The following is a 24,664-nucleotide window of genomic DNA, read 5'->3' as shown; positions in this document are numbered from 1 at the left end:
AACTGCGACCTCATGACCCCAACCACCTTCGCCGGGCGCCGCAGCGTTCCGGCGCGCGCGGCGGCCTTCGGCACCGCCGTCTGCGTGGGCCTCGGCCTCACGACGCTCACCGCCGCCCCGGCCTTCGCGGCCGATCCGACGCCGATCTCGGCCGTGCAGGGCACCGGCGCCGCAACGCCGCTGACCGGCCAGACGGTCACCGTCGAGGGCGTGGTCACCGCTGACCACCGCACCGGCGGCTACAGCGGCGTCTACATCCAGTCGCTCGCCCCCGACGCCGACGCCGCCACCTCGGAGGCGCTGTTCGTGTTCCTCGGCAGCCGTGCGGCCAGCACGACCGTCGCCGTCGGCGACCGCATCCAGGTCACCGGCACGGCCGGCGAGTTCAACGGGCTCACGCAGATCAGCGCGAGCGCGGCATCCGCCGTCATCACGGTGCTCGAGTCGGGCGTGGCGCTGCCCGCCCCGGCCGCGCTGCCCGCCGACCCGGCCGTGCGCGAGGCGCACGAGGGCATGCTCGTCGCCCCGCAGGGCGACTGGCTCGTCGCCTCGAGCCACCAGCTGTTCAACTTCGGCACCCTCTGGCTGAACCCGGGCGAGCTCGACGTGAAGAGCACGGAGCTGTTCGACGCGGCCGCCCCCGAGTCGGCCGCGCTCGCCGCGAAGAACCGCTCGGAGCGCCTGCTGCTCGACGACGGCTTCAGCATCCAGATCAACAACGGGGCGCACCCGGGCACCCAGCCCTACTTCACCACCGAGAACGTCGTGCGCAACGGCGACGCCGTGGGCTTCCCCGCTCAGGGCATGGTGCTCGGCTGGGGCTTCGACGACTGGCGCCTGCAGCCGCAGCTGCCGGCCTCGAGCTCGCAGAACCCGACGGGGGTGACCTTCGAGACGCGCAACCCGCGCCCCGCGGCGGCCCCCGAGACGGGCGGCGACATCCGCGTCGCCGCGTACAACGTGCTCAACTACTTCACGACGCTGACCAGTCAGAACAGCCAGGCGCGCGGGGCCTCCACGGCCGCGCAGTTCGCGATCCAGGAGTCGAAGATCGTCGCCGCCATCAACGGCCTCGACGCCGACGTGGTCGCGCTGCAGGAGATCGAGAACTCGGTCAAGCTCGGCGAGCCGACCGACGAGGCGCTCCAGGCGCTCGTCGCCGCGCTCAACGAGGATGCGGGCGCCGGCACATGGGACTACGTGCGCACCCCGGCCGCCCTCGTCGACGCCTCGATCGTCGACTTCATCTCGAACGCGATCATCTTCAAGCCCGCGGCGGTGAGCCCGGTCGGTGACAGCTTCACGCAGATCGACGAGACGGTGTGGGATGTCGCGCGCGAGCCGATCGCCCAGACCTTCGAGTCCGACGGCCTCGAGTTCACCGTGGTGGCCAACCACTTCAAGTCCAAGGGCAGCGGCGTCGACGCCGGCGACGGTCAGGGCGCGTCGAACGCCGACCGCGTCGAGCAGGCGACCGCGCTGAAGGCCTTCGTCGAGGGCATCGAGGGCGAGGCCGGTGAGAACGTGCTGCTGATGGGCGACTTCAACGCCTACAGCGAGGAGGACCCGATCCAGGTCTTCACGGACGCGGCCTGGAGCGACCTCGTCGCCGACCGCACCGACGGCCAGTACACCTACACCTTCGACGGCGAGCTCGGCTCGCTCGACCACGTGATCGCCAGCCCCGGCATCGGCGACAACGTGACCGGCGTCGGCGTGTGGACCATCAACTCGCCCGAGTGGAGCGACCGCCAGTACGCCTTCGGCGCCACCGAGGCCGGCACCGTCTACCGCTCGAGCGACCACGACCCGGTCGTCATCGGCCTGTCGACCACGCCCGAGCCCGTCGAGATCGACATCGTGACGATCAACGACTTCCACGGCCGTCTCGAGGCCGCTCCGCCGGCCGCCGGCGCCGCCGTCCTCGGCGGACTCGTCGACCAGGTGCGCGCGCAGAACCCGAACACGCTCTTCGTCTCCGCCGGCGACAGCGTGGGCGCCTCGACGTTCACCTCGTTCATCCAGAACGACGAGCCGACGATCGACGCCCTCAATGCGATGGGCCTCGACGTCACGGCCATCGGCAACCACGAGTTCGACCAGGGCCGCGACGACCTCGACGGCCGCATCATCCCGAACTCCGAGTTCCCGTACCTCGCGGCGAACGTCTACGAGGCCGGCACGACCGAGCCCGCGTACGACGAGTACTTCGTCTCCGACGTCGACGGCGTGCGCGTCGGATTCATCGGTGCTCTGACGCAGGACATGCCCGAGCTGGTGAGCCCCGCGGGCATCGCGAGCCTCGAGTTCGGCGACATCGCCGAGGCCACCAACCGAGTCGCCGCGCAGCTGCGCGACGGCGACGCCGGCAACGGCGAGGCCGACGTGGTGGTGCTGCTCGTGCACGAGGGCGCCGCGAGCCCCGAGATCTCGGCCGCGACCGACGCCTCGGTGTTCGGCGACATCGTCAACGGCGTGAACAACGGCGGCGACGTCGACGCGATCGTCTCCTCGCACACGCACTTCCAGTACGACCACGAGATCCCCATCCCCGGAACCGAGCGCATCATGCCGGTCATCCAGGGCGGTCAGTACGGCGAGGCCTACGGCAAGCTCGACCTCACCGTCGACCCGACCACCAAGGAGCTCCTCTCCATCGAGGCCGCCGTCGCCCCGCTCGTCGGTGCGGCGCAGCCGAACGCCGAGGTCGCGCAGATCGTGGCCGACGCGGTGGCCTTCGCCAACGTCGCCGGCAACGAGCGACTCGGCTCGATCGCGGCCGACATCCGTCGGGCCGTGACCTCCACGGGCAGCGACAACCGCGGCGGCGAGTCGGTGCTCGGCAACCTCATCGCCGACGCGCAGCTCGCGGCCACGCAGGATCTCGAGACCGACATCGCGATCATGAACCCGGGCGGCATCCGCGCCGACCTGGTCTTCGCGAGCAGCGGCGCCGCCGACCCCGAGGGCACCGTGACGTTCCGGGAGGCCGCGAACGTGCAGCCCTTCGCGAACACGCTGGTCACTATGGAGCTCACCGGGGCGCAGCTGCGCCAGGTGCTCGAGGAGCAGTGGCAGCCCGCCGGGGCCGCCCGCCCGTTCCTCAAGCTCGGTCTCTCGTCGACGCTCGACTACACCTACGACCCGGCGGCCGCCGCCGGATCGCGCGTCGGCACGATGCTGCTGAACGGTGAGGTCATCACCGAGACGCAGACCGTGCGCATCGTGACGAACTCGTTCCTCTCGACGGGCGGGGACAACTTCTTCACCCTCGCGCAGGGCACGAACCGCTCCGACTCGGGTCGCATCGACCTGCAGGCCTTCGTGGACTACTTCGCCGCGAACTCGCCGGTCGATCTCGACCCGGCGCAGCGCTCGGTGGGCGTCAGCCTCACGCCGGCCGATGCCGACGGCTACAGCGCCGGCGACCAGGTCACCGCGACGCTCAGCTCGCTGCTCTTCAGCAACGCGGGCGACCGCGATGCCGAGGTGGTCGTGAGCCTCGGCGGCGTCGAGGTCGGGCGTGCGGTCATCGACCCGACGATCGTCAACGGCACCGACGAGCAGGGCCGCGCCGCGGTCACCTTCACGGTTCCCGACGGTCTCTTCGGAGCGCAGGAGCTCGTGATCGCGGTTCCCGACAACGGCACGGAGGCGGTGCAGAGCATCACGCTCGCCGACGAGGTCATCGTGCTCGAGCCCATCGAGGTCGTCAAGGATCCCAAGATCCTCGGCGGCGCGGTGGTCGGCCAGACCCTGCGCACCGACGGCGGGCGCTACTCGGTCGAGGCCGAGCTCGCCTACCAGTGGCTGCGCGACGGCGAGCCGATCGACGGCGCCACCGCGGCGACCTACCGGGTGACGGCGGCCGATGCCGGCGCCGCGATCTCGGTGCAGGTCACCGCGAGCGCCGAGGGCTACGAGTCGGTCACCGCCGAGAGCAAGGAGCGCACGGTCAACGGTGCTCCCTCGCTCACGGTCGGCTGGGCGGATCGTCTGCTCATCGGCCGCACCGGCTCGGTGACGTACACGGTGCAGGTCGCCGCCTCGGGCGTCGAGCCCACGGGCACGGTCACGGTGATGGACGGCCGCCGCGCCGTCGGCACCATCGTGCTCGAGGAGGGCGACGAGGGCCGCGGCTCGGTCACGATCCGCGACCTCGGTCGCGGCGTGCACCTGCTGCGCGCCGAGTTCGCCGGCACGGACGCCGTTCGCGGCTCGACCGCGCTGCTGCCGAGCCCGGTGATCGTCTTCTAGGGCGACAGCACGACGAGAACGCCGGCGGGGCGGAGGGGAGATCCTCCGCCCCGCTGGGCGTTCGCCGGGCATCCCGACCCCTGCCGGGCCGTGCGGGGCAGTACTGTCCAGCCATGACCTTCCGCGATGACGCCGACATCTCCTCCAGCCGGCTGCGCCGTCGCGGGCGCGGGCGCACCACGGCGATCGCGGGCGGCGGCGGCATCGTCGGCCTCATCGCGGTGTTCCTCATCGCGCAGCTCACCGGGGTCGACGTCAGCGGCCTGCTCGGCGGCGGCGGCGCTGCGCCCGCACCGCAGGGCGGCGGCACCACCCTCGAGGAGTGCACGACGGGCGCCGAGGCGAACGCGAGCGTCGACTGCCGCATCGCCGGCGCCGTCGTCTCGCTCGACGACTTCTGGGCCGAGTCGGCCGGCGCCATCGGTGTCGAGTACCGCGCCCCGGAGGCCTACCTCTTCGAAGGCGCCGTCAGCACCGGGTGCGGCGAGGCCACGAGCGCCGTCGGCCCCTTCTACTGCCCGGTCGACGAGAGCGTCTACCTCGACACCGGCTTCTACGACGACCTGCGCACGCGCTTCGGCGCCGAGGGCGGACCGCTCGCCGAGATGTACGTCGTCGCCCACGAGTGGGGCCACCACATGCAGCAGCTCACCGGCGTGCTCGCCTCGGTCGAGCGCGGGGAGTCGGGTCCCCAGTCCGACGCCGTGCGCATCGAGCTGCAGGCCGACTGCTGGGGCGGCGCCTGGGCGGCGGCCGCCTCCGCGACCGACGACCCCGACGGCCGACCCCTGCTCGAGCCCATCACCGATGAGCAGGTCGCGCAGGCGCTCGACGCCGCCGCCTCCATCGGCGACGACCGCATCCAGGAGCGGACGAGCGGGCAGGTGAGCCCGGAGAGCTGGACCCACGGCTCCGGCGAGCAGCGGCAGGCGTGGTTCCGCGCCGGCTTCGAGGGCGGCGTGACCGCGTGCGACACCTTCGCGGCCGAGACCGTCTGAGGCGGGAATAGTCGCGCGGGGCATCCCGTTCTCAGTGGATGCGCGGGCCTCGGCCCGACACCCGGCGCGCGCCGGCGCGCCGCCGCCCGTACGCTGGGGGATGGCCGTCCGCGGCTCCCCCACGACCCCGCCCCCGACCCCGGCTCGAGGAGACTCCCATGGCCCGCATCCACTCCGACATCACCGAGGTGTTCGGCAACACCCCGCTCGTGCGCCTCAACAAGGTCACCGACGGCGCGGGCGCCACGGTGCTCGCCAAGCTCGAGTTCTACAACCCCTCGGCCAGCGTGAAGGACCGCCTCGGCGTCGCCATCATCGACGCGGCCGTCGCCAGCGGGGCGCTGAAGCCCGGCGGCACGATCGTCGAGGGCACGAGCGGCAACACCGGCATCGCCCTCGCCATGATCGGCGCCGCGCGCGGCTTCAACGTCGTGCTGACGATGCCCGAGACCATGAGCGAGGAGCGCAAGATGCTGCTCAAGGCCTACGGCGCGAAGCTCGTGCTCACGCCGGGCTCCGAGGGCATGAAGGGCGCCGTCGGCAAGGCCGAGCAGATCGTCGCCGAGACCCCGGGCGCCGTGCTCGCGAAGCAGTTCGAGAACGAGGCGAACGCCGAGATCCACCGCCGCACCACCGGCCCCGAGGTCTGGAACGACACCGACGGCGCCGTCGACGTCTTCGTCTCGGGCATCGGCACGGGCGGCACGCTCACCGGCACCGGCCAGTACCTCAAGCAGCAGAAGCCCGGCGTGATCGTCGTCGGCGTCGAGCCGGAGGAGAGCCCCATCCTCAACGGCGGCGCCCCCGGCCCGCACAAGATCGCCGGCATCGGCGCCAACTTCATCCCCGGCGTGCTCGACCGCGAGGTCTACGACGAGATCATCGACGTCAACATCGGCCAGTCGGTCGCGATGGCGCGCCGGATGGCCGCCGAGGAGGGCATCCTCGCCGGCATCTCGTCCGGCGCCACGGTGCACGCCGCCGTCGCGCTGGCGAAGCGCCCCGAGATGGCCGGCAAGACGATCGTCGTGATCGTCGCCAGCTACGGCGAGCGCTACCTGTCGAGCGTGCTGTACGAAGACCTGCGCTCGTAGGTGTCGATCCGCGACGACATCCGCACCGCGCGGCTGCGCGATCCGGCGGCGCGGTCGGGCCTCGAGGTCTTCCTGACCTCCTCGGGCCTGCACGCCGTCTGGTGGCACCGCCTCGCCCACCGGCTGTGGAACGCGGGGGCGAAGCTGCTCGCGCGCCTCATCTCGCAGTGGTCGAAGTTCCTGACCGGCATCGAGATCCACCCGGGCGCGACGATCGGCGCCCGCTTCTTCATCGACCACGGCACCGGCGTCGTCATCGGCGAGACGGCCGAGATCGGCGATGACGTCATGCTGTACCACGGCGTGACGCTCGGCGGCCGCTCGCTCGAGACGGGCAAGCGGCATCCGACGGTGCAGGACGGCGTGCTGATCGGCGCCGGGGCGACGGTGCTCGGGCCGATCACGATCGGGGCGCGCTCGCAGATCGGCGCCCTCGCGCTGGTGGTGCGGGATGTGCCCGCCGACTCCGTCGCGACGGGCATCCCCGCCGTCAGCCGCCCGTTGCGCTCCGACGGCGCGCCCGGGGCCGACGGGTTTTGGATCGACCCCGCCATCCACATCTGACGACCCGCCCGCGCCATCCCCCGCCGGGCTGCGCGGGTCGGCCGCGGTCGGCCGTCGCGGCTAGCCTGGAACCATGACCGCGACGGCCGCCCCCACCCCCCAGCAGGTGCTCGAGCGGGTCTTCGGCTACCCGGCCTTCCGCGGCGAGCAGCAGCAGATCATCGACCACGTGGTCGGCGGCGGCGACGCCCTCGTGCTCATGCCCACGGGCGGCGGCAAGAGCCTCTGCTACCAGATCCCCGCCCTCGTGCGGCGGGGCGTCGGCGTCGTCATCTCGCCCCTCATCGCGCTGATGAAAGACCAGGTGGATGCCCTCGACGCCGTGGGCGTGCGCGCGGTGTTCCTCAACTCGACGCAGGGGCCCGACGAGCGGCGCGAGGTCGAGCGGGCTCTGCTCGCCGGCGAGGTCGACATGCTCTACATGGCGCCCGAGCGCGTGACGGTGCCCTCCACCGCCGAGCTGCTCGACCGCCTCGACGTCGCCCTGTTCGCCATCGACGAGGCGCACTGCGTCTCGCAGTGGGGCCACGACTTCCGGCCCGACTACCTCGCGCTGTCGATGCTGCACGAGCGCTGGCCGACGGTGCCGCGCATCGCCCTGACCGCCACGGCCACGGCGGCCACGGCGCGCGAGATCGAGCAGCGCCTGCAGCTGGGCGAGGCGCGGCGCTTCGTGGCCTCGTTCGACCGGCCGAACATCCAGTACCGCATCGAGCCCAAGAACCAGCCCGTGCAGCAGCTGCTGCAGCTCATCCGCACCGAGCACCCCGGCGACGCCGGCATCGTCTACTGCCTCTCGCGCGCCTCGGTCGAGAAGACCGCGCAGCAGCTCGCCGATCACGGCATCGCCGCCCTGCCGTACCACGCGGGTCTCGACGCCCGGGTGCGCGCGAACCACCAGTCGCGCTTCCTGCGCGAGGAGGGCATCGTCATGGTCGCGACGATCGCCTTCGGCATGGGCATCGACAAGCCCGACGTGCGCTTCGTCGCCCACCTCGACCTGCCGAAGAGCGTCGAGGGCTACTACCAGGAGACGGGGCGTGCCGGCCGCGACGGCCTGCCCTCGACGGCCTGGCTCGCCTACGGCCTGCAGGACGTGGTGCAGCAGCGCCAGATGATCGACCGCAGCGAGGGCGACGGTGCGCACAAGCGGCGCATGAGCCAGCTGCTGGATGCGATGCTCGCGCTCTGCGAGACGGTCGAGTGCCGGCGCGTGCAGCTGCTGGCGTATTTCGGCCAGCAGTCCGAGCGCTGCGGCAACTGCGACACGTGCCTCGCGCCGCCCGAGTCGTGGGACGGCACGATCCCCGCGCAGAAGCTGCTCTCGACGGTCGTGCGGCTCGAGCGGGAGCGCCGCCAGCGCTACGGCGCCGGCCAGATCATCGACATCCTGCTCGGCAAGCGCACGCCGCGCGTCGAGCAGCTCGGGCACGCCGACCTCGCCACCTTCGGCATCGGCGGCGACCTGAGCGACCAGGACTGGCGCGGCGTCGTGCGGCAGCTGCTCGCCCAGGGCCTGCTCGCCGTCCACGGCGACGGCTACGGCACCCTCGTCATCACCGAGGCGAGCGCCGAGGTGCTCGGGGGCAAGCGCGAGGTGCGCCTGCGCCGCGAGGTCGCGCGCCCCACCCGCTCGTCGAAGCGGTCGGCCCCGAGCGACCTGCCGGCGGATGCCGTTCCGCTGTTCGAGCGCCTGCGCGCGTGGCGCGCCGCCACCGCCCGGGCGCTCGGCGCTCCGGCGTACATCGTCTTCGGCGACGCCACCCTGCGCGGCGTCGCCCTCACCACCCCGTCCACGCTCGACGAGCTCGGCCAGATCAGCGGCGTGGGCGCGCGCAAGCTGGAGCAGTTCGGCGAGTCGGTGCTCGCCGTCGTCCGCGGCGAGGACCCGCCGATCGCCGAGCCGGCCGAGCCGGGCGACGGCGCGACGTCAGCATCGTCGAGCTCGAATGCCTCGAGCGGCACGAGCAGGGCATCCGGTGCCCGATCGTCGGGGCGCACCGCCTCGCGCGCACCGTCCCGCTCGCGCGCCGCCGGTGCTGCGCCCGCCTTCGCCGAGGCGCCGCCCTTCGACGACATCCCACCGGATACGGTGCCGTACGACGACGCCCCGCCGTACGACGAGTTCGACGCGCCCCCGCCCGACGACCAGTACTGACCGTCGAGTCGGGCGTCGGTCCGTCCGGCGGTAAACTGGCCCACTGCGCGCTGAGCGGCGCGCCACGATCGAGACGGGATGCAGCGGCATGAGCGCGATAACGCCGACGGTCGCCGAGCACGCCGCCCGCCGCCGCACCGTCGCCGTCATCTCGCACCCCGACGCCGGCAAGTCGACGCTCACCGAGGCGCTGCTGCTGCACGCCCGCGCGATCACCGAGGCCGGCGCCGTGCACGGCAAGCGCGGTCGCCAGGGCACCGTCTCCGACTGGATGTCGATGGAGAAGGAGCGCGGCATCTCGATCAGCAGCGCCGCCATCCAGTTCGCCTACGGCGACACGATCATCAACCTCGTCGACACCCCCGGCCACTCCGACTTCTCGGAGGACACCTACCGCGTGCTCTCTGCGGTGGATGCCGCCATCATGCTCGTCGATGCCGCCAAGGGTCTCGAGACCCAGACGATGAAGCTGTTCGAGGTCTGCCGTCGGCGGGGCATCCCGATCATCACGATGATCAACAAGTGGGATCGCCCGGGCCGCGCCGCCCTCGACCTCATGGACGAGATCCGCGACCGCACGGGCATGCTGCCGACGCCGCTGACGTGGCCCGTGGGCGACCCCGGTCACTTCGAGGGGCTCCTCGACGTCCCTTCCGGCAGGATGCTGCGCTTCACCCGCTCGGACGGCGGCGCCCGCGTCGCCGAGTGGCAGACGCTCGAGCCGGCGGAGGCGGAGGCGTCGAGCGGCGCCGCCTGGGTCAGTGCGCGGGATGAATCCGAGCTGCTCGGCCTCGACGGGTACCGCCACGACTCCGAGACCTTCCAGCTCGGAATCACGACCCCGGTGATCTTCGGCGCGGCCGTGCACAACATCGGCGTGCACTCGCTGCTCGAGATCCTGGCCGACGAGGCGCCGGCGGCCATGCCGCGCATCGATGTCGACGGCGAAGCCCGGCCGGTCGACGCCGACTTCTCGGCCTACGTCTTCAAGGTGCAGTCAGGGCTCGACACCGCGCACCGCGACCGCATCGCCTTCATCCGGGTCTGCTCCGGCCGGTTCGAGCGCGGCATGACGGTGACGCACGCGCGCACCGGGCGGCCCTTCGCCACGAAGTACGCCCACCAGCTCTTCGGGCAGGATCGCGAGGTCGTCGACGAGGCGTTCCCCGGCGACATCGTCGGGCTCGTCAACGCGACGATGCTGCGCCCCGGCGACACCCTGCACTCGGGGCCCGGCGTGCAGTTCCCGGCGCTGCCGGTGTTCACCCCCGAGCACTTCCGCCTCGTGCGCGCGGTCGACGTCTCCAAGCACAAGCAGTTCCGCTCCGGGCTCGAGTCGCTCGACCAGGAGGGCGTCGTGCAGGTGCTGCGCTCGACCCGACGCGGCGATCAGAGCCCCGTGCTCGGGGCCGTCGGTCCGCTGCAGTTCGAGGTCTTCGCCGACCGCATGCAGCACGACTTCAACGCTCCCGTGAAGTTCGAGCCGCTGCCCTACGAGGCGGTCATGCGCACCGACGAGGCCTCGGCCGAGGCCCTCGACCGGCAGCGCGAGTGCGAGGTCGTCCGCCGCGCCGACGGCGTGCTGCTCGCGCTGCTCAGCACCCCGTGGCGCGCCAAGATGATCGCCCGCACCGACCCCGACCTCACGCTCGAGCCGCTCGACGACGGCGCCGTGGCGCTGGTGTGAGCCGGCACCGCGACCCTGTCCGCTCGCTGCACCCCGTTGGGGCGACGGTTAACGCGCTCGTAATGCGCCGATGGTTGACGGCTCGTCCGCAGGCGGCCTACAGTGCACAGTGCAGATGATCTGAGCCACCCTCTCGAATTGCTGCACCGGGTGTTCCCCACCCTGAACGAATACCCGTCCGGCCTCCACCGGAATCAGTGCCCCGGCACCACCCCACCCGCACCACCCCACCCGCACCACCCCACCCGAGCTCCATCCCGCAGCACCATCACACCCGAATAGCCGCACCCGACCCGCGATTCTCCGAGTTCCGACGCCCTTCTCCCACCCCCGCGTCGACTCTCGCGAAAGAGACCTCCCCTGCCTGGGAGGACGGTCTCCCCAGCCGCGCCTCCGCGCGCGGAATCACGCCCCCCACCTGACCCGTTGACGACGCCGGGCAGATCGCTCTCCCTCCCGCGCCCCGAGCGGAGGAGCCGGCCTCTCCGCGTACCCCGCTCAGAGTCGCCGCGTCGATCTGCCCGACGTCGTGGTCGCTGACCCCGATTGACAGCACCCATGACGCTCTCCCTCTCTTCTCCCGCAGTACCCGAAACCCGATCCGCACCGGCGGGTGCCCCTCTTGCGCTCCGGGGCCGCGCGGTCATGATCGTTCCCACCTACAACGAGATCGACAACCTCGAACCCCTGCTCGAGGCGCTGTTCTCGCTCCCGATCCAGGCCGGCACCGGCTGGCAGTTCGACGTCCTGGTGCGCGACGACTCGTCGCCCGACGGCACGGGCGAGCTCGCCGAGCGACTCGCCGCCGGCCGCTTCGCCGGCCGCGTGATCGTCTCCCACGGCCAGAAAGCAGGCCTGGGCAACGCGATGAAGCGCGCATTCGACGAGGCGATCGAACGGGGCTACGACGTCATCCTGACGATGGATGCGGACTTCTCGCACGCTCCGGCCGACGTGCCGAAGCTGCTGGAGGCGATCAACTCGGGCGCCGACATCGCGATCGGCTCGCGGTACGTCGACGGCGGGCTCATCCCCGGTAACTGGCCGCTCGGCTACATCATCAGAACGCGCGTCGCCGGCGCTGTCGCCCGCATGCTGGGAGGGGTCGACCCCGCCCTCAAGGAGCTCACCACCAACTTCCGCGCCGTCCGGCGCGAGGTGCTCGAGCGCATTCCCTACGGCGACGTGCAGGCCAAGGGCTACGGCTTCATGATCTTCCTCGCGAACGCCTTCGTCACGGGGTCGTGGAAGGTCACCGAGGTGCCCATCAGCTTCCACACCCGCGCGTCGGGCGATTCGAAGGCGAGCCTCAGCGACATCGTCGAGTTCTTCCGCATCGCCTACCGGTTGAATGATGACTCGCCGTTCAAGCAGCTGGCCCGATTCATCACCGTCGGTCTTCTCGGCACGGTCGTCAACCTCGGCGTGCTGTGGTTCCTGCGGCGCTTCTTCCCCGACGACGGCATCGTCGTACTGCTCTCGGCGATCGCGATCCAGGCGAGCATCGTCTGGAACTTCACGTTCCACACGCGCTTCACCTTCAAGAAGTTCCGTCGCTCGCACGAGCGGCGCATCCCGGTTCGTTCGCTCCTCACGGCATTCGGCCAGTACGAGCTCACGACGGCACTCACTCAGACGGTGATCTTCACGTGCTTCGTCGTGCTCTCGAACCTGGGCGTCTTCTACCTCCTCGCGCAGCTGCTCGGCATCGGTGCCGCGTTCATCGTGAACTACTACGTGTCGAGCACCTACATCTGGGTGCGGAGAGCCGCTCGTGCTGCCTAGCCTCCTGGCCGTCCTGGTCACGGTCAGCGCGCTCATCCTCCTCGTGCAGAGCATCGTCAGCATCCGGCAGACGCTCTACATCTGGGAGCACCCGCACCGCCTCCGCCAGGGCGGTCGACCCGACACCTTCGAGGAGCCGTTTCACGGGTTCACCGTGCTGCTGCCCGCCCGGCACGAGCACGAGGTGATCGGCGAGACGCTGCGGCGGCTCGGCGAGGCCGATTACCCGCGCGAACTCGTCGAGCTCATGGTCATCTGCACGTCGGACGACATCGCGACCATCGCCGCGGCCGAGCGCGCCAAGCGCGAGCACGGCATCGACAACGCCACGGTTCTCGTCTTCGAGAACCCCCCGGGCAAGTCGCGCGCGATGAACCTCGGGCTCGCCGCGGCGAAGCACGAGCTCATCACGATCTTCGACTCCGAGGACGACGTCAGCCGCGACATCTTCTCGATCGTCAACACCATCTACGTGCGACGCGACATCGACGTCCTGCAGTGCGGGGTGCAGCTGATGGACTTCGGGAGCCACTGGTTCGCCGCGCACAACGTGCTCGAGTACTTCTTCTGGTTCAAGTCGCGCATGCACTACTTCGCGAAGGCCGGCGCCGTGCCGCTCGGCGGCAACACCGTGTTCTTCAAGGCCGAGGATCTCACCGCCGTCGGCGGGTGGGACGAGGAGGGGCTGACGGAGGACGCCGATCTAGGGATCCGTCTGAGCATCGCCGGCAAGACCTTCGACGTCATGTACGACGCCGAGCACGTCACGCGCGAGGAGGTGCCCCACGACACCAAGGCCTTCATCAAGCAGCGCACGCGCTGGAACCAGGGATTCCTCCAGATCCTCCGCAAGAAGGAATGGCTGCAGCTGCCGACGCTGATGCACCGCGTGCTCATCGGCTACGTGCTGACGGCGCCCTCCTACATGGCGATCGTCATCGCCTCCGCCCCGGTCATGATCCTCATCGGGGCCACGACGAAGCTCCCGATCGTGGTCAGCATGCTGTCGTTCATCCCCTTGCTGCTGGCGGCCGTCATGCTGCTGATCAGTCTGGTCGGACTCTACGAGTTCGGCCGCGATCAGCGCGTGCCCGTGCGGTGGTACCACTACCTGGCCCTGGTGATCACATTCCTGCCCTACCAGGGCCTCCTGATGGTGAGCGCGGTTCGCGCGCTGATCCGGGAGATCCGGGGCAGCCGCGGATGGGAGAAGACCGCGCACGCCGGACGGCACCGGCTGGGCACCCAGGATGCCCAGCCGGTGTCGGCATCCGAGCTCGAGCCCGTTCCCCAGGCCGCCTGATGACGGCGACCCTGGAACGGCACGCTGCCCGGCCTGCCGCACCGTCCGCTCCCCAGCCGACGCATGCCCCGCATCGTCGGCGCCTGGTGGATCGCCGGGTGCTCGAGATCCTGCTCGTCCTCGGCCTCATCGCCTTCAGTGCCGCGCTGCACGCGACGAACATGTTCGGGTACCCGTACTACGAGAACGACGAGGGCACGTACCTCTCTCGCGGCTGGGCCTTCATCACGAGCGGACAGCTCGACGTCTACACGTACCGATACGACCACGCTCCCGCGGGGTGGATGGCGATCGGCGCGTGGCTCGGTCTGACCGGCGGCGATGCCGTCTTCGGATCCTTCCTGCAATCGGGGCGCGTCCTCATGCTGCTCGTGCATGTCGCGGCCACGGCGCTCGTCTACGTCATCGCGAAGCGCATGGGCAACGGCAGCATCGCCGCGGGCGCCATCGCGGTGGTCATCTTCGCCGCCTCGCCCCTGGGCCTCTACTTCCAGCGCCGTGTCCTGCTCGACAACCTCATGGCGCTCTGGCTGCTCGTCGCGATCGCCCTGCTGCTGCGCCGGCACCTCACGCTGACCGCCGTCATCACGAGCGGGCTCTTCTTCGGCATCGCCGTCCTCACGAAGCTCAACGCGGCCTTCTTCGGTATCGGATTCCTCGTGCTGCTCTGGGCGCGCTCCGAGCCCCACCAGCGCAAGCACGCCCTCGCGATGTGGCTCGCGTTCGCGGGCGGACTCGTCCTGATGTTCCTCGTCTACGCGCTGCTCAACGAGGAGCTCCTGCCGGCACCGCTCGGCGCCGACGGCGAACCCCTGCGAGTCAGCTTCATCGACACGATGCTCGTGCAGGCCGGACGCGGTGACTTCAACTGGCCGTGGGAGCAGGACAGCAGCTTCCTGCAGTCGCTCGAGTCCTGGCTCGTCAAGGATCCGATGACCCCCCTGCTCGGTCTCATCGGCGTCGTCGCCCTCGCCGCGCTCGCTCTCGTGCTGCGACGTCGCTCGCTCTTCCCCCTCGCCATGCTGCTCATGATGGCCGGATACGCCGGATTCCTCATGCGCGGCAAGATCGTCATCGACCTCTACGTCGCCCCGCTCGTGCCGCTCTTCGCGATCGCGGTCGGCATAGCCGTCGGGTGGATGCTCACGCTCGTGCCTTGGCGCGCACTGCGCGCAGGAGCGGCCGTCGTGCTCGTCACGGCCCTGCTCACCGGATTCTCCATCGCGGTGCCGCCCAAGGCGGCCGCCGTCGACGAGACGAGCAACCAGCTGCTCGCCGTCGAATGGGTCGCCGAGAACATCGACCCGAGCGCGATCGTCGTCACGGACAACTTCGCGTACCCGGCTCTCGCGCAGGAGCGCGGCTTCGAGAACGCGCAGTACTTCTTCACCTCCGAGTACGACCCCGAGCTGCGGGAGGTCTACGCCGACGACTGGCGCAACATCGACTACCTCATCGTCACCCACGAGCTCATCCAGCAGATGTCCCAGGGGACGATCCCCGTACTGCGCGAGGCGTTCGAGCACTCCGTGCCGGTGGCCTCGTTCACCCGGGGCACCTCGAGCTTCATCGACCTCGATTCCTACATCTCGACCAACGGGGACTGGGCCCGGGTGTACGAGGTGAAGGATCGCAACGATGTGGTGCTGCAGGATTCCTGGGCCTCGTTCCTCGACGGCTTCGTCTACGACTACGGCCGCGTCGCCGATGGCGCGGGAATCACGACGTCGATGGATCAGGCTCTGGCGATGGATGCCGCGCTCGAGCAGGGCGACGAGCAGTGGTTCCGCGGAATCTGGCAGTGGACCAACGATCATCTGCGCTACCGCTCCACCGACGGTCTCATCTCCTGGCGCTGGCAGACCGGAGCCGACGGCGAGGGCGAGCTGCTCGCCAACGACACCGTCTGCGGTGCCGACCAGCGGATGATCGCATCGCTGATCCGCGCCGGCGACGCCTGGCCCGCCGCGGGCGACCTCGTCCTCGAGGGTCGTGCCATGGCCGCCGACTTCTGGAAGCGCTGCGTCATCGAGCAGGACGGTCTCGCCCTGGTCGACTCCTCGGCCGACGGCTCGGTCGATGACAACCTGATCAATCCCTCGTACTTCGATCCACGGCTCTACCGCGAGCTCGCCGGTGCGCTGCCGCAGTACGACTGGATGCGGCTCGTGGACGACGGGTACGTGTTCCTCGATCGACTCGCGCAGGAGCGCGGCACGATCCCCGACTGGGTGGTGCTGACGCGCGAGGGCGAGCTCGAGTCCGCGGAGCCGCTCATCGGGGCGGGCGCCGATGATCTCGGCGACGACACCCTCCGGATCGTTCCCGCTCTTCTGCTCGACCGGGCCGCGGGCGATACCCGGGCGGACGCCCTGCTCGCATCGATCGCTCCGCAGATCGTCGCGTACGACGGCGTCGTCGACTCGTTCGCGTCCGGATCGACCGTGGCGATGCTCGCGCAGCTCGGCGCGATCGACGCCGACGCCCGATCCCTGTACGAGTCGGAGGTCGTCGCGCGGTACGACGCCGACGACGGCTTCTGGCGCGCGCCCGCCTCTCTCACCGACCATCTCACCGGCTGGAACTGGCACCGCTTCCAGTCCCTCATCCCGGCATCCGCCGCCATCGAACTGGAGTGACCATGACCACCACCGAATCCCTACCGGCGTCTGCCGCGGCCGACCCGGCCTCCATCGCCGAGGAGCGCGCGGGCATCATCGGCATGATCGCGCGCCGCGCGACCCTGGTGCGCTACCTCGTCATCGGCGGGGGTGCGGTCGTGCTCGACGTCGGCCTGTTCCTGCTCGCCGACCGCGTCTTCGGCTGGCATCCCGTGCTCAGCAACACCTTCTCGACCGCGGTCGCGGTCATCGCCAGCTTCCTCGCGAACTCCTACGGCAACTTCCGCGTCACCGACCGGCTGTGGCTGCGCTTCCTCTCCTTCGCCGTCGTCTCCGGCGCCGGATGGCTCCTCAGCACGGCGATCATCTGGATCGCCGTGGACATCGCGGGGCTCGACCCCGTCGTCGCCAAGATCCTCACGCTGCTGCCCGTCGTGGCGCTGCAGTACTCCCTCAACAAGAAGATCACCTTCGCCCCCTCCACGGGAAGGACCCCCTCATGACCGACACGCTCTCCCCGGCGCCGGTTGACCCCGCAGCATCCGACGCCCCCGCCCGCATCGCCGTGATCGGCGGCGGCTTCAGCGGCCTGACCGCCGCGTACGAGCTCACCAAGCTCGGCCACCAGGTCGAGGTCATCGAGGCCGCACCGCAGCTCGGCGGTCTCGTCGCCGGCTTCACCCTCGACGACGGATTCCCGCTCGAGCAGGCCTACCACTTCCTCTACACGACCGACAGGTGGATGATCGGCATGGCCGAGGAGCTCGGTATCCGCGACAAGCTGGACTTCCATCCCAGTTCGATCCGCGCCTTCCATCAGGGTTCGGAGTACGGCTTCACCACCCCGATGGAACTCCTCCGCTTCACCCCGCTCTCGCTCGTCGATCGCATCCGTACCGGACTCACCGGCCTCCGGCTGCAGTTCCTCCGCGACTGGGAGCCGCTGACGAAGGTCACCGCCTACGACTGGCTCTGCCGGGTGAACGGCAAGCGGGCCGCTGACATCGTCTGGAAGCCGTTGCTCAAGGGCAAGTTCGACATCTACTGGGACAAGGTCACCATGGCGTGGCTCTGGACCCGCATCCACGTGCGCCAGACCTCGAAGATCAAGGGGGAGGCCACCGAGCGCCTCGGCTACTTCGACGGCGGGTTCCGCATCATGGTCGACCGGTGGGTCGAGGAGCTCCAGAAGCGCGGCGCGGTGCTCCGCACCGGCACGAAGGTCTCGGCCATCGGCGAGCTCGACGGCAAGCCGACGGTGACGGTCGACGGCGTCACGAAGCAGTACGACCGCGTGCTCGGGGCGATCCCGAGCACGCCCTTCGCGCGGCTCGCGGCCGGGCATCCCGCGATGACGGACGAGTACACCGAGCAGCTGACGACCATCGACTACCTCGGGGCGAAGCTCATGGTGATCACGACCAGCGAGCCGATCACCGACACCTACTGGCACCAGATCCACGATCTCGACGCGCCGTTCCTCGTGTTCCTGAGTCTCGACTCGCTCATCGGCACCGAGCGCACGGGCGGCCGGTACATCTACTACATCGGCGACTACGTGCAGAACGACGACCCGCTGATGACCCTCCCCGACGACGCGCTGCGCGAGAAGTGGTACGCGGGCCTCGCCTCGCTGCTGCCCGCGTTCCGTCCCGACCTCGTCACGGAGTCGCACGTCTTCACGTTCCGCAACGCGCAGCACATCGTGGATGTGACCTTCGCCGACCGGATCCCGGCCATGGAGACGCCGCTGCCCGGCGTCTACCTGGCCAACTTCTCCCAGGTCTTCCCCGAGGACCGGGGCACCAACTACGCGGTGCGCGACGGTCAACGCGTCGCCGCGATCATGGCGGAGTCTCTTCGGGTGGACTCCTCCCGGCGGGCGGTCAGTCGCTGACCTGAACAGCGGCGAGCTCGTCGGCGTAGGGGAGGGCGTACGCGCCCTCCCCTACGGCATCCCAGTAATGGTGCGCCTCGTAGCGGAAGTTGTCGGCCGGGTCGGTGATCCACCCGTCGGCGTGAGTGGTCGTCCACCGCGGGAGGCTCGACCAGTCGTAGCCGGGCACGAGAACGAGCATCCCGTCGCCGGCGTCGCGCAGCGCGGTGAGCACCTCCTGCGTGACGCCCTCCCAGCGCAGCGCCTCGGCGGCGAGGTCGTCCCCGAGGGAGTGCGGCTCGTTCATGAGGCCGTATGCGACGACGGCGGGATGCTCCCCCCATCGCTCGCTGATGCGCAGCCACACGTCCGACAGCGCCGAGGCCGGCAGCTCGGGAGTCCCGAGTCGCAGCTCCTCCGCCGAGGTGAGGTACCGGCCGTAGTTGTGCACGTCGAGCACGATGTCGACGCCGTGCAGCGCGGCCGCGTCGAGCATGGCGTCGATGATCGCGGCGTGCTGCTCGTCGAGCGAGCCGCCGAGCTGCGGCTGCAACCGCTCCCAGCGGAACGGCAGCCGCACGAAGTCGATGCCCCGGTCGGCGAGGTAGGCGAAGGAGGCCTCCGGCTCGTCGAAGAAGTCGCGCCCGAGCACGCCCGGCACCGCTGCGGAGAAGCCCTGCTCGGTGCTGAACTCGAGGCCGGCGAGATTCACGCCGTGCCGCTGGTCGCCGCCATCCTGCGCCTCGAGCAGCTCGGCCTGGGGGAGGGCGACGTCGAGCTGGTCGGAGCCCCCGCTCGCGCCGTAGGCGGTGAGCGGGTACGAGTCGCCCCAGTGGCTGCCCGCTGCCCACAGGCTCGTCCACAGCTCCTCCTGCTCGGCGATGCGATACCAGTAGTCGGCGAGCTGCTCCCACTCGGGGGAGTCGGCCCAGCCGAGTTCGCCGACGTAGCCTTCTGCTCCGTTCGCCTCGAGCCAGGCCGCCCAGGTGCGCAGCTCGTCGATGCGGCGCTGCTGCAGGGCGTCGAGGCCGACGCCCTCGAGGGCGTCCGCCTCGGGCAGGGCGGTGGGCTCGGGCACGGGGGTCTCCTCGACGGGTGCGGCGGTCGGGGCGGGGGCGGGCCGGCCGCTCGCGACGAGTGCGGCGGCGACCCCGGCGATCATGACGGCGACCAGGGCGACCGCCGTGATGGCGATCATGCGCCGTCGCCGGGCGGCGCGGGTGCGGCGGATACGGGTGGTCACGAGGGCGGTCTCTCTCGACACGGGCGGGCGGGTTCGCGGCAGTCGGCGGCGCGAGGTCGGAGCGGTGCGGTCCATCGGTGCGGGCTGGCGCGGGCTGGCGCGGCGTCGCGGGTGGTGCGTCGGGTGGCCACATACTACGTCGCTCCGGGGCCTCCGCCCGAGCTCCGCGGTGCATTCTCACCGGAGCATCGAGCAGCTGGCACCATGGGTCGGTGCTGACCCTCCTCGCCCGCGCCATCCTCGGGCCCCTCCTCCGCCTCGTCTTCCGACCGCGCGTGATCGGTCGTCGCCGGATGCCCGCCCGCGGCCCCGTCGTGGTGGCGAGCAATCACCTCTCCTTCATCGACAGCGTCGTCATCACGCTCGTCGCTCGTCGACCGGTGAGCTTCCTCGCGAAGGCCGATTACTTCACCGGGCGCGGGCTGAAGGGGGCGCTCTCGCGCGCCTTCTTCACCGGGGTCGGCGCGATCCCCGTCGAGCGCGGCGCCGGTCAGGCCGCCCAGGCGGCGCTCGACGCGGGGCGCGCGAAGCTCGACGACGGCCTCGCCTTCTCGATCTACCCGGAGGGCACGCGCTCGCGCGACGGCCGCCTGTACCGCGGGCGCACGGGTGTCGCCTGGCTCGCGCTCACCGCCGGCGCCCCCGTGGTGCCGGTCGCGCTGCGCGGCACCGATGAGCTGCTGCCCGTGGGTGCGAAGCGGCCCCGGTTCTCGAAGGTCACCGTCGAGTTCGGCGAGCCGATGGATCTCGCGCACTTCGGCCCCGCGACCTCCGGCCGCGCCCGCCGGCAGGCGACCGACGCGATCATGGCCGAGATCGGTCGCATGTCGGGCCAGCCGCTCGCGGGGGTCTACAACGAGCCGCCCGCGCAGGGCGTGGTGGAGAAGGTCAAGCGGGTCTTCCGCTCGCCCGGCGCGCTCTAGGCCGAGGGCTCGCTCGACTGGTCGCCCTGCGCCTGCGCCGCCTGCGCCGCGATCGTCGCGCGCACCTCGTCCATGTCGAGCTCCTTGACGGCCGTGATGACCTGCTCGAGCGCGGGGGCGGGCAGCGCGCCGGGCTGGGCGAAGACGAGCACGCCGTCGCGGAAGGCCATGAGCGTCGGGATGGACCGGATGTTCGCGGCCGCGGCGATCGCCTGCTCGGCCTCAGTGTCGAGCTTGCCGAACGTCACGTCGGGGTGCTGCTCGCTCGCCTTCTCGTAGACGGGGGCGAACATGCGGCAGGGGCCGCACCACTCCGCCCAGAAGTCGACGAGGGTGATGCCCGGGGCGGTCACGGTCTGCTCGAAGTCCGCGGTGGTCAGGTCGAGGGTTGCCATGCGCTCCATCCTCGCACAGGCGGTCCATACCCCACGGGGTATGCCGCTTCGGGGGCGATGAGGGGATGCCCTGTGCCGGGTTCCACTAAGGCTCCGCCCAGCAACCTGCGGTCATCGACAAACCCGGCCCGGGGCATCCCGAACCGCTTCGTGGGTGCGGCACCACGAAAGCCGCCGCGCGCAGCCCCGCGCCTACCGTGATGATGCGTCGACGATCCGCGTGCACCGCGCCCGCCGACCCCCGCAGACCAGAACCCCGCGCACGGCACCTTCGATGGAGAACGTCATGACCCAGCTCGCCGATACCGACCGCACCGCGCCCGCCGCCGCCGAGACCGCCGCGGCCGCGCGCCCCACGCCCCGCCTCGCCTCCCCCGTCTCCGCCGTCGGCCCCGACGCGGCCGACGTGACCGTCGACGTCGCGGCGCTCGGCGAGCAGCTGCTCGGCCGCTGGGCGCAGGCCCGTCGCGAGTCGCGCGCGCTCATGGCCGACCCGGCCTTCCACCGAATCCCCGAGCTCGGAATGCACGAGCACCGCGAGCGCACCCTCGAGCAGCTGCGGCAGCTCGCGGTGACCGGCTCGGTGCTGCGGGCGTTCCCCGAGCGGCTCGGCGGCGCCAACGACAACGGCAGCAACATCGCCAGCTTCGAGGAGCTGCTGCTCGGCGACCCGAGCATGCAGATCAAGGCGGGCGTGCAGTGGGGCCTGTTCGGCTCGGCCGTGCTGCACCTCGGCACCGAGCGGCACGACGACCTGCTGAAGCCCATCATGAGCATGGAGATGCCGGGCGCCTTCGCGATGACCGAGACCGGGCACGGCTCGGACGTCTCGGCGGTCGGCACCACGGCCACCTACGACGCCGAGACCGATGAGTGGGTCATCCACACGCCGTTCCGCGCCGCGTGGAAGGACTACCTCGGCAACGCCGCCAAGCACGGCCGGGCCGCCGTGATCTTCGCCCAGCTCATCACCCGCGGCGTCAACCACGGCGTGCACGCCTTCTACGCGCCCATCCGCGACGAGAACGGCGCGTTCCTGCCGGGCGTCGGCGGCGAGGACGACGGCCTCAAGGGCGGCCTGAACGGCATCGACAACGGCCGCCTGCACTTCACGAACCTGCGCGTTCCGCGCACCAACCTGCTCAACCGCTACGGCGACGTCGACGAGAACGGCGTCTACACCTCGCCCATCGCCAGCCCCGGCCGGCGCTTCTTCACCATGCTCGGCACGCTCGTGCAGGGTCGGGTCTCGCTCGACGGGGCCTGCGTGGTCGCGAGCAAGCTCGCGCTCACCATCGGGATCCGCTACGGCGCCGAGCGGCGCCAGTTCACGGCCGAGAGCAGCGACGAGGTCGTGCTGCTCGACTACCAGCGCCACCAGCGCCGCCTGCTGCCGCACCTCGCCACGACGTACGCCATGTCGTTCGCGCACGAGGTGTTCCTCGACAAGTTCGACCAGGTCTTCTCCGGCGCCGACGACACCGACGAGTCGCGGCAGGATCTCGAGACCCTCGCCGCGGCCCTCAAGCCGCTCAGCACGTGGAACGCGCTCGACATCATCCAGGAGGCCCGCGAGGCCTGCGGCGGCCAGGGCTTCCTCGCCGAGAACCGCCTCGTGCAGCTGCGCGCCGACCTCGACGTCTACGCCACCTTCGAGGGCGACAACACGGTGCTGCTGCAGCTCGTGGCCAAGCGCCTGCTCACCGACTACTCGAAGAAGTTCGCCAAGGCCGACGCCGGTGCGCTCGCCGCGTACGTCGCCGACCAGGTGGGCGATGCCGCGATGCACCGCTCCGGCCTGCGCCGCCTCGCGCAGTCGGTCGCCGACTTCGGCTCGACCGCGCGCTCGGTCGGGTACGTGCGGGGCACCGCGGCCCAGCGGCAGCTGCTGACCGACCGGGTCGAGACGATGGTGGCCGAGCTCGCGGGGCGCCTGCGCGGGGCATCCCGTCTGTCGAAGGCCGACGCGGCCACCCTGTTCAACCGCCACCAGAACGAGCTCATCGAGACCGCCCGCGCGCACGGCGAGCTGCTGCAGTGGGAGGCCTTCACCGACGCGCTCGACCACGTTGAGGATGCGGGCACGAAGCAGGTGCTCACCTGGCTGCGCGACCTGTTCGGCCTCACCCTCATCGAGAAGAACCTCGCCTGGTACCTCATCCACGGTCGGCTCTCGGCGCACCGCGCGCAGGCGATCACCGACTACATCGACGGCCGGCTGCTGCCGCGCCTGCGCCCGCACGCGGTCGCGCTGACCGAGGCGTTCCTGCTCGAGCCCGCGCACATCCGCGCCGAGATCGCCACGGGCGTCGAGCACGAGCGCCAGGAGGAGGCGCGGTCGTACTACGCCGACCTCGCCGCGAGCGGCCTCGCGCCCATCGACGAGAAGGACCTCGTCGCCGGCAAGAAGGCCCGCCGCTAAGAGGTCGGCGCGGCGTCGCCGGAGAGCAGAGGCCGCGCCAGCCGGAAGTTCGTGAACGCGACGCCGTCGATGAGCACCGTCCGGGAGCCGTCGGCGGCGTCGTCGTGCGCGGCGGGGTCGGGCGCGAAGCCCATCCGCAGCAGCACCGGCCGGGCCGTGAGGCTCGCGTGGACCGTCAGGCGCCCGAGCCCCGCGGACTCGGCCGAGGCGATGACGCGCTCGACGAGCGCCCGTGCGACCCCGCGCCCGCCGGCCTCCGGATGCACGAAGAGCATGTCGATGTACCCCTGCTCGTCGCGGTCGGTGAACCCGACCACCCGGCCGTCGAGCTCGGCCACCCAGGTCTCGACGGCGGCGCGGCGCTCGTGCCAGCCGGGGCGGGCGGCGCGGGATGCCCAGAGCCGGGCCTGCTGCTCCGAGTAGTCGGCCCGTGCCGTGACGGTGATCGCCGCCCGCAGCACGTCGAGCGTCGGGTCGGCATCGCGCGGCTCGTAGGGTCGGATCGACAGCACCCGGTCATCCTGCCAGCCCCGCGTCAGCCCCGCCCCGGCGCGGGTGCGTACAGTGCGCTCATGACCGTCAGCGACGTCGAGATCCCGCAGTCCGCCCCCGATCGGCCCGGTGCTCTGCGCGGCGTGCTCGGGGTGCCGCAGGGCGAGGGGCTGTTCCCCGCGGTGGTCGTCGTGCACGAGGCCTTCGGCGTCGATGCCGCGATGCGCGACCACGTCGACCGGCTGGTCGGCCTCGGCTACCTCGTGCTCATGCCCGACCTGTTCAGTCGCGGGGGCGCGCGCAGATGCCTCGTCGCGACGTTCCGCGCGCTGCGCGCCGGCCAGGGCACGGCCTTCGACGACATCGAGGCGGCCCGCGCCCACCTGCTCGCCCGCCCCGACGCGCGCGGATCGGTCGGCGTCATCGGCTTCTGCATGGGCGGCGGCTTCGCGCTGCTGCTCGCCGGCCAGGGCGGCTACCGCGCGGCCTCCGTCAACTACGGGATGCTCCCCGCCGACCTCGACGACGCGCTCGACGGCGCGTGCCCCGTCGTCGGCAGCTTCGGCGGGCGCGACCGCTCGCTCGCCGGGGCGGCGGCGCGTCTCGATGCCGCGCTCACCGCGCGCGGCGTCGAGCACGACGTCGTCGAGTACCCCGAGGCCGGGCACGGGTTCCTCAACGCGCTGCCGGCCGGCCCGCGGCTGATGCGCGTCGTGATGGGCCCGATGATGGGCATGGGGCCGCGCCCGGTCGAGGCGGGCGACGCGTGGCAGCGCATCGACGGCTTCTTCCGCCGCGAGCTCGCCTGACCCCGCCGGCCCGCGTCGGAGCGGGCGGGCGCCGGGG

Annotated in this window: 17 protein-coding genes; 14 read left to right on the top strand and 3 right to left on the bottom strand. The window is 71.1% G+C overall.

Annotated features, from left to right (window positions below; translation table 11 throughout):
• Positions 1–12: 12 nt before the first annotated feature.
• The 11 genes from OVN18_RS03900 (at position 13) to OVN18_RS03850 (ending at position 18,364) form a co-directional block, all read left to right on the top strand.
• Positions 13–4,257: an ExeM/NucH family extracellular endonuclease gene (locus OVN18_RS03900; protein WP_267782065.1), complete on the top strand. Its 4,245-nt coding sequence runs from the start codon at positions 13–15 to the stop codon at positions 4,255–4,257.
• A 113-nt stretch (positions 4,258–4,370) separates the two neighbouring features.
• Positions 4,371–5,255 (top strand): KPN_02809 family neutral zinc metallopeptidase, encoded by an 885-nt coding sequence (ypfJ, locus tag OVN18_RS03895; RefSeq protein WP_267782063.1) that lies wholly within the window; start codon positions 4,371–4,373, stop codon positions 5,253–5,255.
• A 158-nt stretch (positions 5,256–5,413) separates the two neighbouring features.
• Complete coding sequence (gene cysK / locus OVN18_RS03890) at positions 5,414–6,349, top strand: cysteine synthase A (RefSeq protein ID WP_267782061.1); 936 nt, start codon at positions 5,414–5,416, stop codon at positions 6,347–6,349.
• On the top strand, positions 6,350–6,913 hold the full coding sequence (epsC, locus tag OVN18_RS03885) for a serine O-acetyltransferase EpsC (protein ID WP_267738259.1): 564 nt from the start codon (positions 6,350–6,352) through the stop codon (positions 6,911–6,913).
• Positions 6,914–6,986: 73 nt separating this feature from the next.
• Entirely contained in the window at positions 6,987–9,071 is a 2,085-nt protein-coding gene (recQ, locus tag OVN18_RS03880) for a DNA helicase RecQ (RefSeq protein ID WP_267782060.1), read from the top strand.
• Between the two features lie 88 nt (positions 9,072–9,159).
• A complete protein-coding gene (locus OVN18_RS03875; protein WP_267782058.1) occupies positions 9,160–10,758 on the top strand; it encodes a peptide chain release factor 3 in 1,599 nt (532 codons plus the stop codon).
• 645 nt (positions 10,759–11,403) lie between these two features.
• Positions 11,404–12,543, top strand: a complete 1,140-nt coding sequence (locus OVN18_RS03870) for a glycosyltransferase (RefSeq protein WP_267782055.1) — start codon at positions 11,404–11,406, stop codon at positions 12,541–12,543.
• Entirely contained in the window at positions 12,533–13,846 is a 1,314-nt protein-coding gene (locus tag OVN18_RS03865) for a glycosyltransferase (RefSeq protein ID WP_267782053.1), read from the top strand. The genes OVN18_RS03870 and OVN18_RS03865 overlap by 11 nt, the downstream gene beginning before the upstream one ends.
• A 98-nt stretch (positions 13,847–13,944) precedes the next feature.
• A complete protein-coding gene (locus tag OVN18_RS03860; RefSeq protein ID WP_267782050.1) occupies positions 13,945–16,485 on the top strand; it encodes a glycosyl hydrolase family 8 in 2,541 nt (846 codons plus the stop codon).
• Between the two features lie 2 nt (positions 16,486–16,487).
• Positions 16,488–16,970: a GtrA family protein gene (locus tag OVN18_RS03855; RefSeq protein ID WP_267782047.1), complete on the top strand. Its 483-nt coding sequence runs from the start codon at positions 16,488–16,490 to the stop codon at positions 16,968–16,970.
• A complete protein-coding gene (locus OVN18_RS03850) occupies positions 16,967–18,364 on the top strand; it encodes an FAD-dependent oxidoreductase (protein WP_267782043.1) in 1,398 nt (465 codons plus the stop codon). The genes OVN18_RS03855 and OVN18_RS03850 overlap by 4 nt, the downstream gene beginning before the upstream one ends.
• Here the strand turns inward: OVN18_RS03850 and OVN18_RS03845 are convergent.
• Positions 18,354–19,586 (bottom strand): glycoside hydrolase family 5 protein, encoded by a 1,233-nt coding sequence (locus OVN18_RS03845; RefSeq protein WP_267782041.1) that lies wholly within the window; start codon positions 19,584–19,586, stop codon positions 18,354–18,356. The two genes, OVN18_RS03850 and OVN18_RS03845, sit on opposite strands and share 11 nt — an antisense overlap.
• 212 nt (positions 19,587–19,798) lie before the next feature.
• Between OVN18_RS03845 and OVN18_RS03840 the strand changes: the two genes are divergently transcribed.
• Positions 19,799–20,509: a lysophospholipid acyltransferase family protein gene (locus OVN18_RS03840; RefSeq protein WP_267782040.1), complete on the top strand. Its 711-nt coding sequence runs from the start codon at positions 19,799–19,801 to the stop codon at positions 20,507–20,509.
• Here the strand turns inward: OVN18_RS03840 and trxA are convergent.
• Positions 20,506–20,904: a thioredoxin gene (trxA, locus tag OVN18_RS03835; protein WP_267738254.1), complete on the bottom strand. Its 399-nt coding sequence runs from the start codon at positions 20,902–20,904 to the stop codon at positions 20,506–20,508. The genes OVN18_RS03840 and trxA overlap by 4 nt on opposite strands.
• A 286-nt stretch (positions 20,905–21,190) precedes the next feature.
• On the opposite strand from trxA, the gene OVN18_RS03830 reads away from it, so the two are divergent.
• Positions 21,191–23,326, top strand: coding sequence for an acyl-CoA dehydrogenase family protein (locus tag OVN18_RS03830; RefSeq protein WP_267782039.1), 2,136 nt, complete (start codon positions 21,191–21,193; stop codon positions 23,324–23,326).
• Here the strand turns inward: OVN18_RS03830 and OVN18_RS03825 are convergent.
• The gene (locus tag OVN18_RS03825) at positions 23,323–23,838 is read right to left on the bottom strand and encodes a GNAT family N-acetyltransferase (RefSeq protein WP_267782038.1); all 516 of its coding nucleotides are present in this window, start codon (positions 23,836–23,838) and stop codon (positions 23,323–23,325) included. The two genes, OVN18_RS03830 and OVN18_RS03825, sit on opposite strands and share 4 nt — an antisense overlap.
• Positions 23,839–23,898: 60 nt before the next feature.
• Between OVN18_RS03825 and OVN18_RS03820 the strand changes: the two genes are divergently transcribed.
• The gene (locus OVN18_RS03820) at positions 23,899–24,627 is read left to right on the top strand and encodes a dienelactone hydrolase family protein (RefSeq protein WP_267782037.1); all 729 of its coding nucleotides are present in this window, start codon (positions 23,899–23,901) and stop codon (positions 24,625–24,627) included.
• Positions 24,628–24,664 lie beyond the last annotated feature (37 nt).

Source organism: Microcella daejeonensis (genome assembly GCF_026625045.1).
GTDB lineage: Bacteria > Actinomycetota > Actinomycetes > Actinomycetales > Microbacteriaceae > Microcella > Microcella daejeonensis.
The sequence above is the reverse complement of the archived record's forward strand: the minus strand, read 5'-3'. Positions and strand labels throughout refer to the sequence as shown.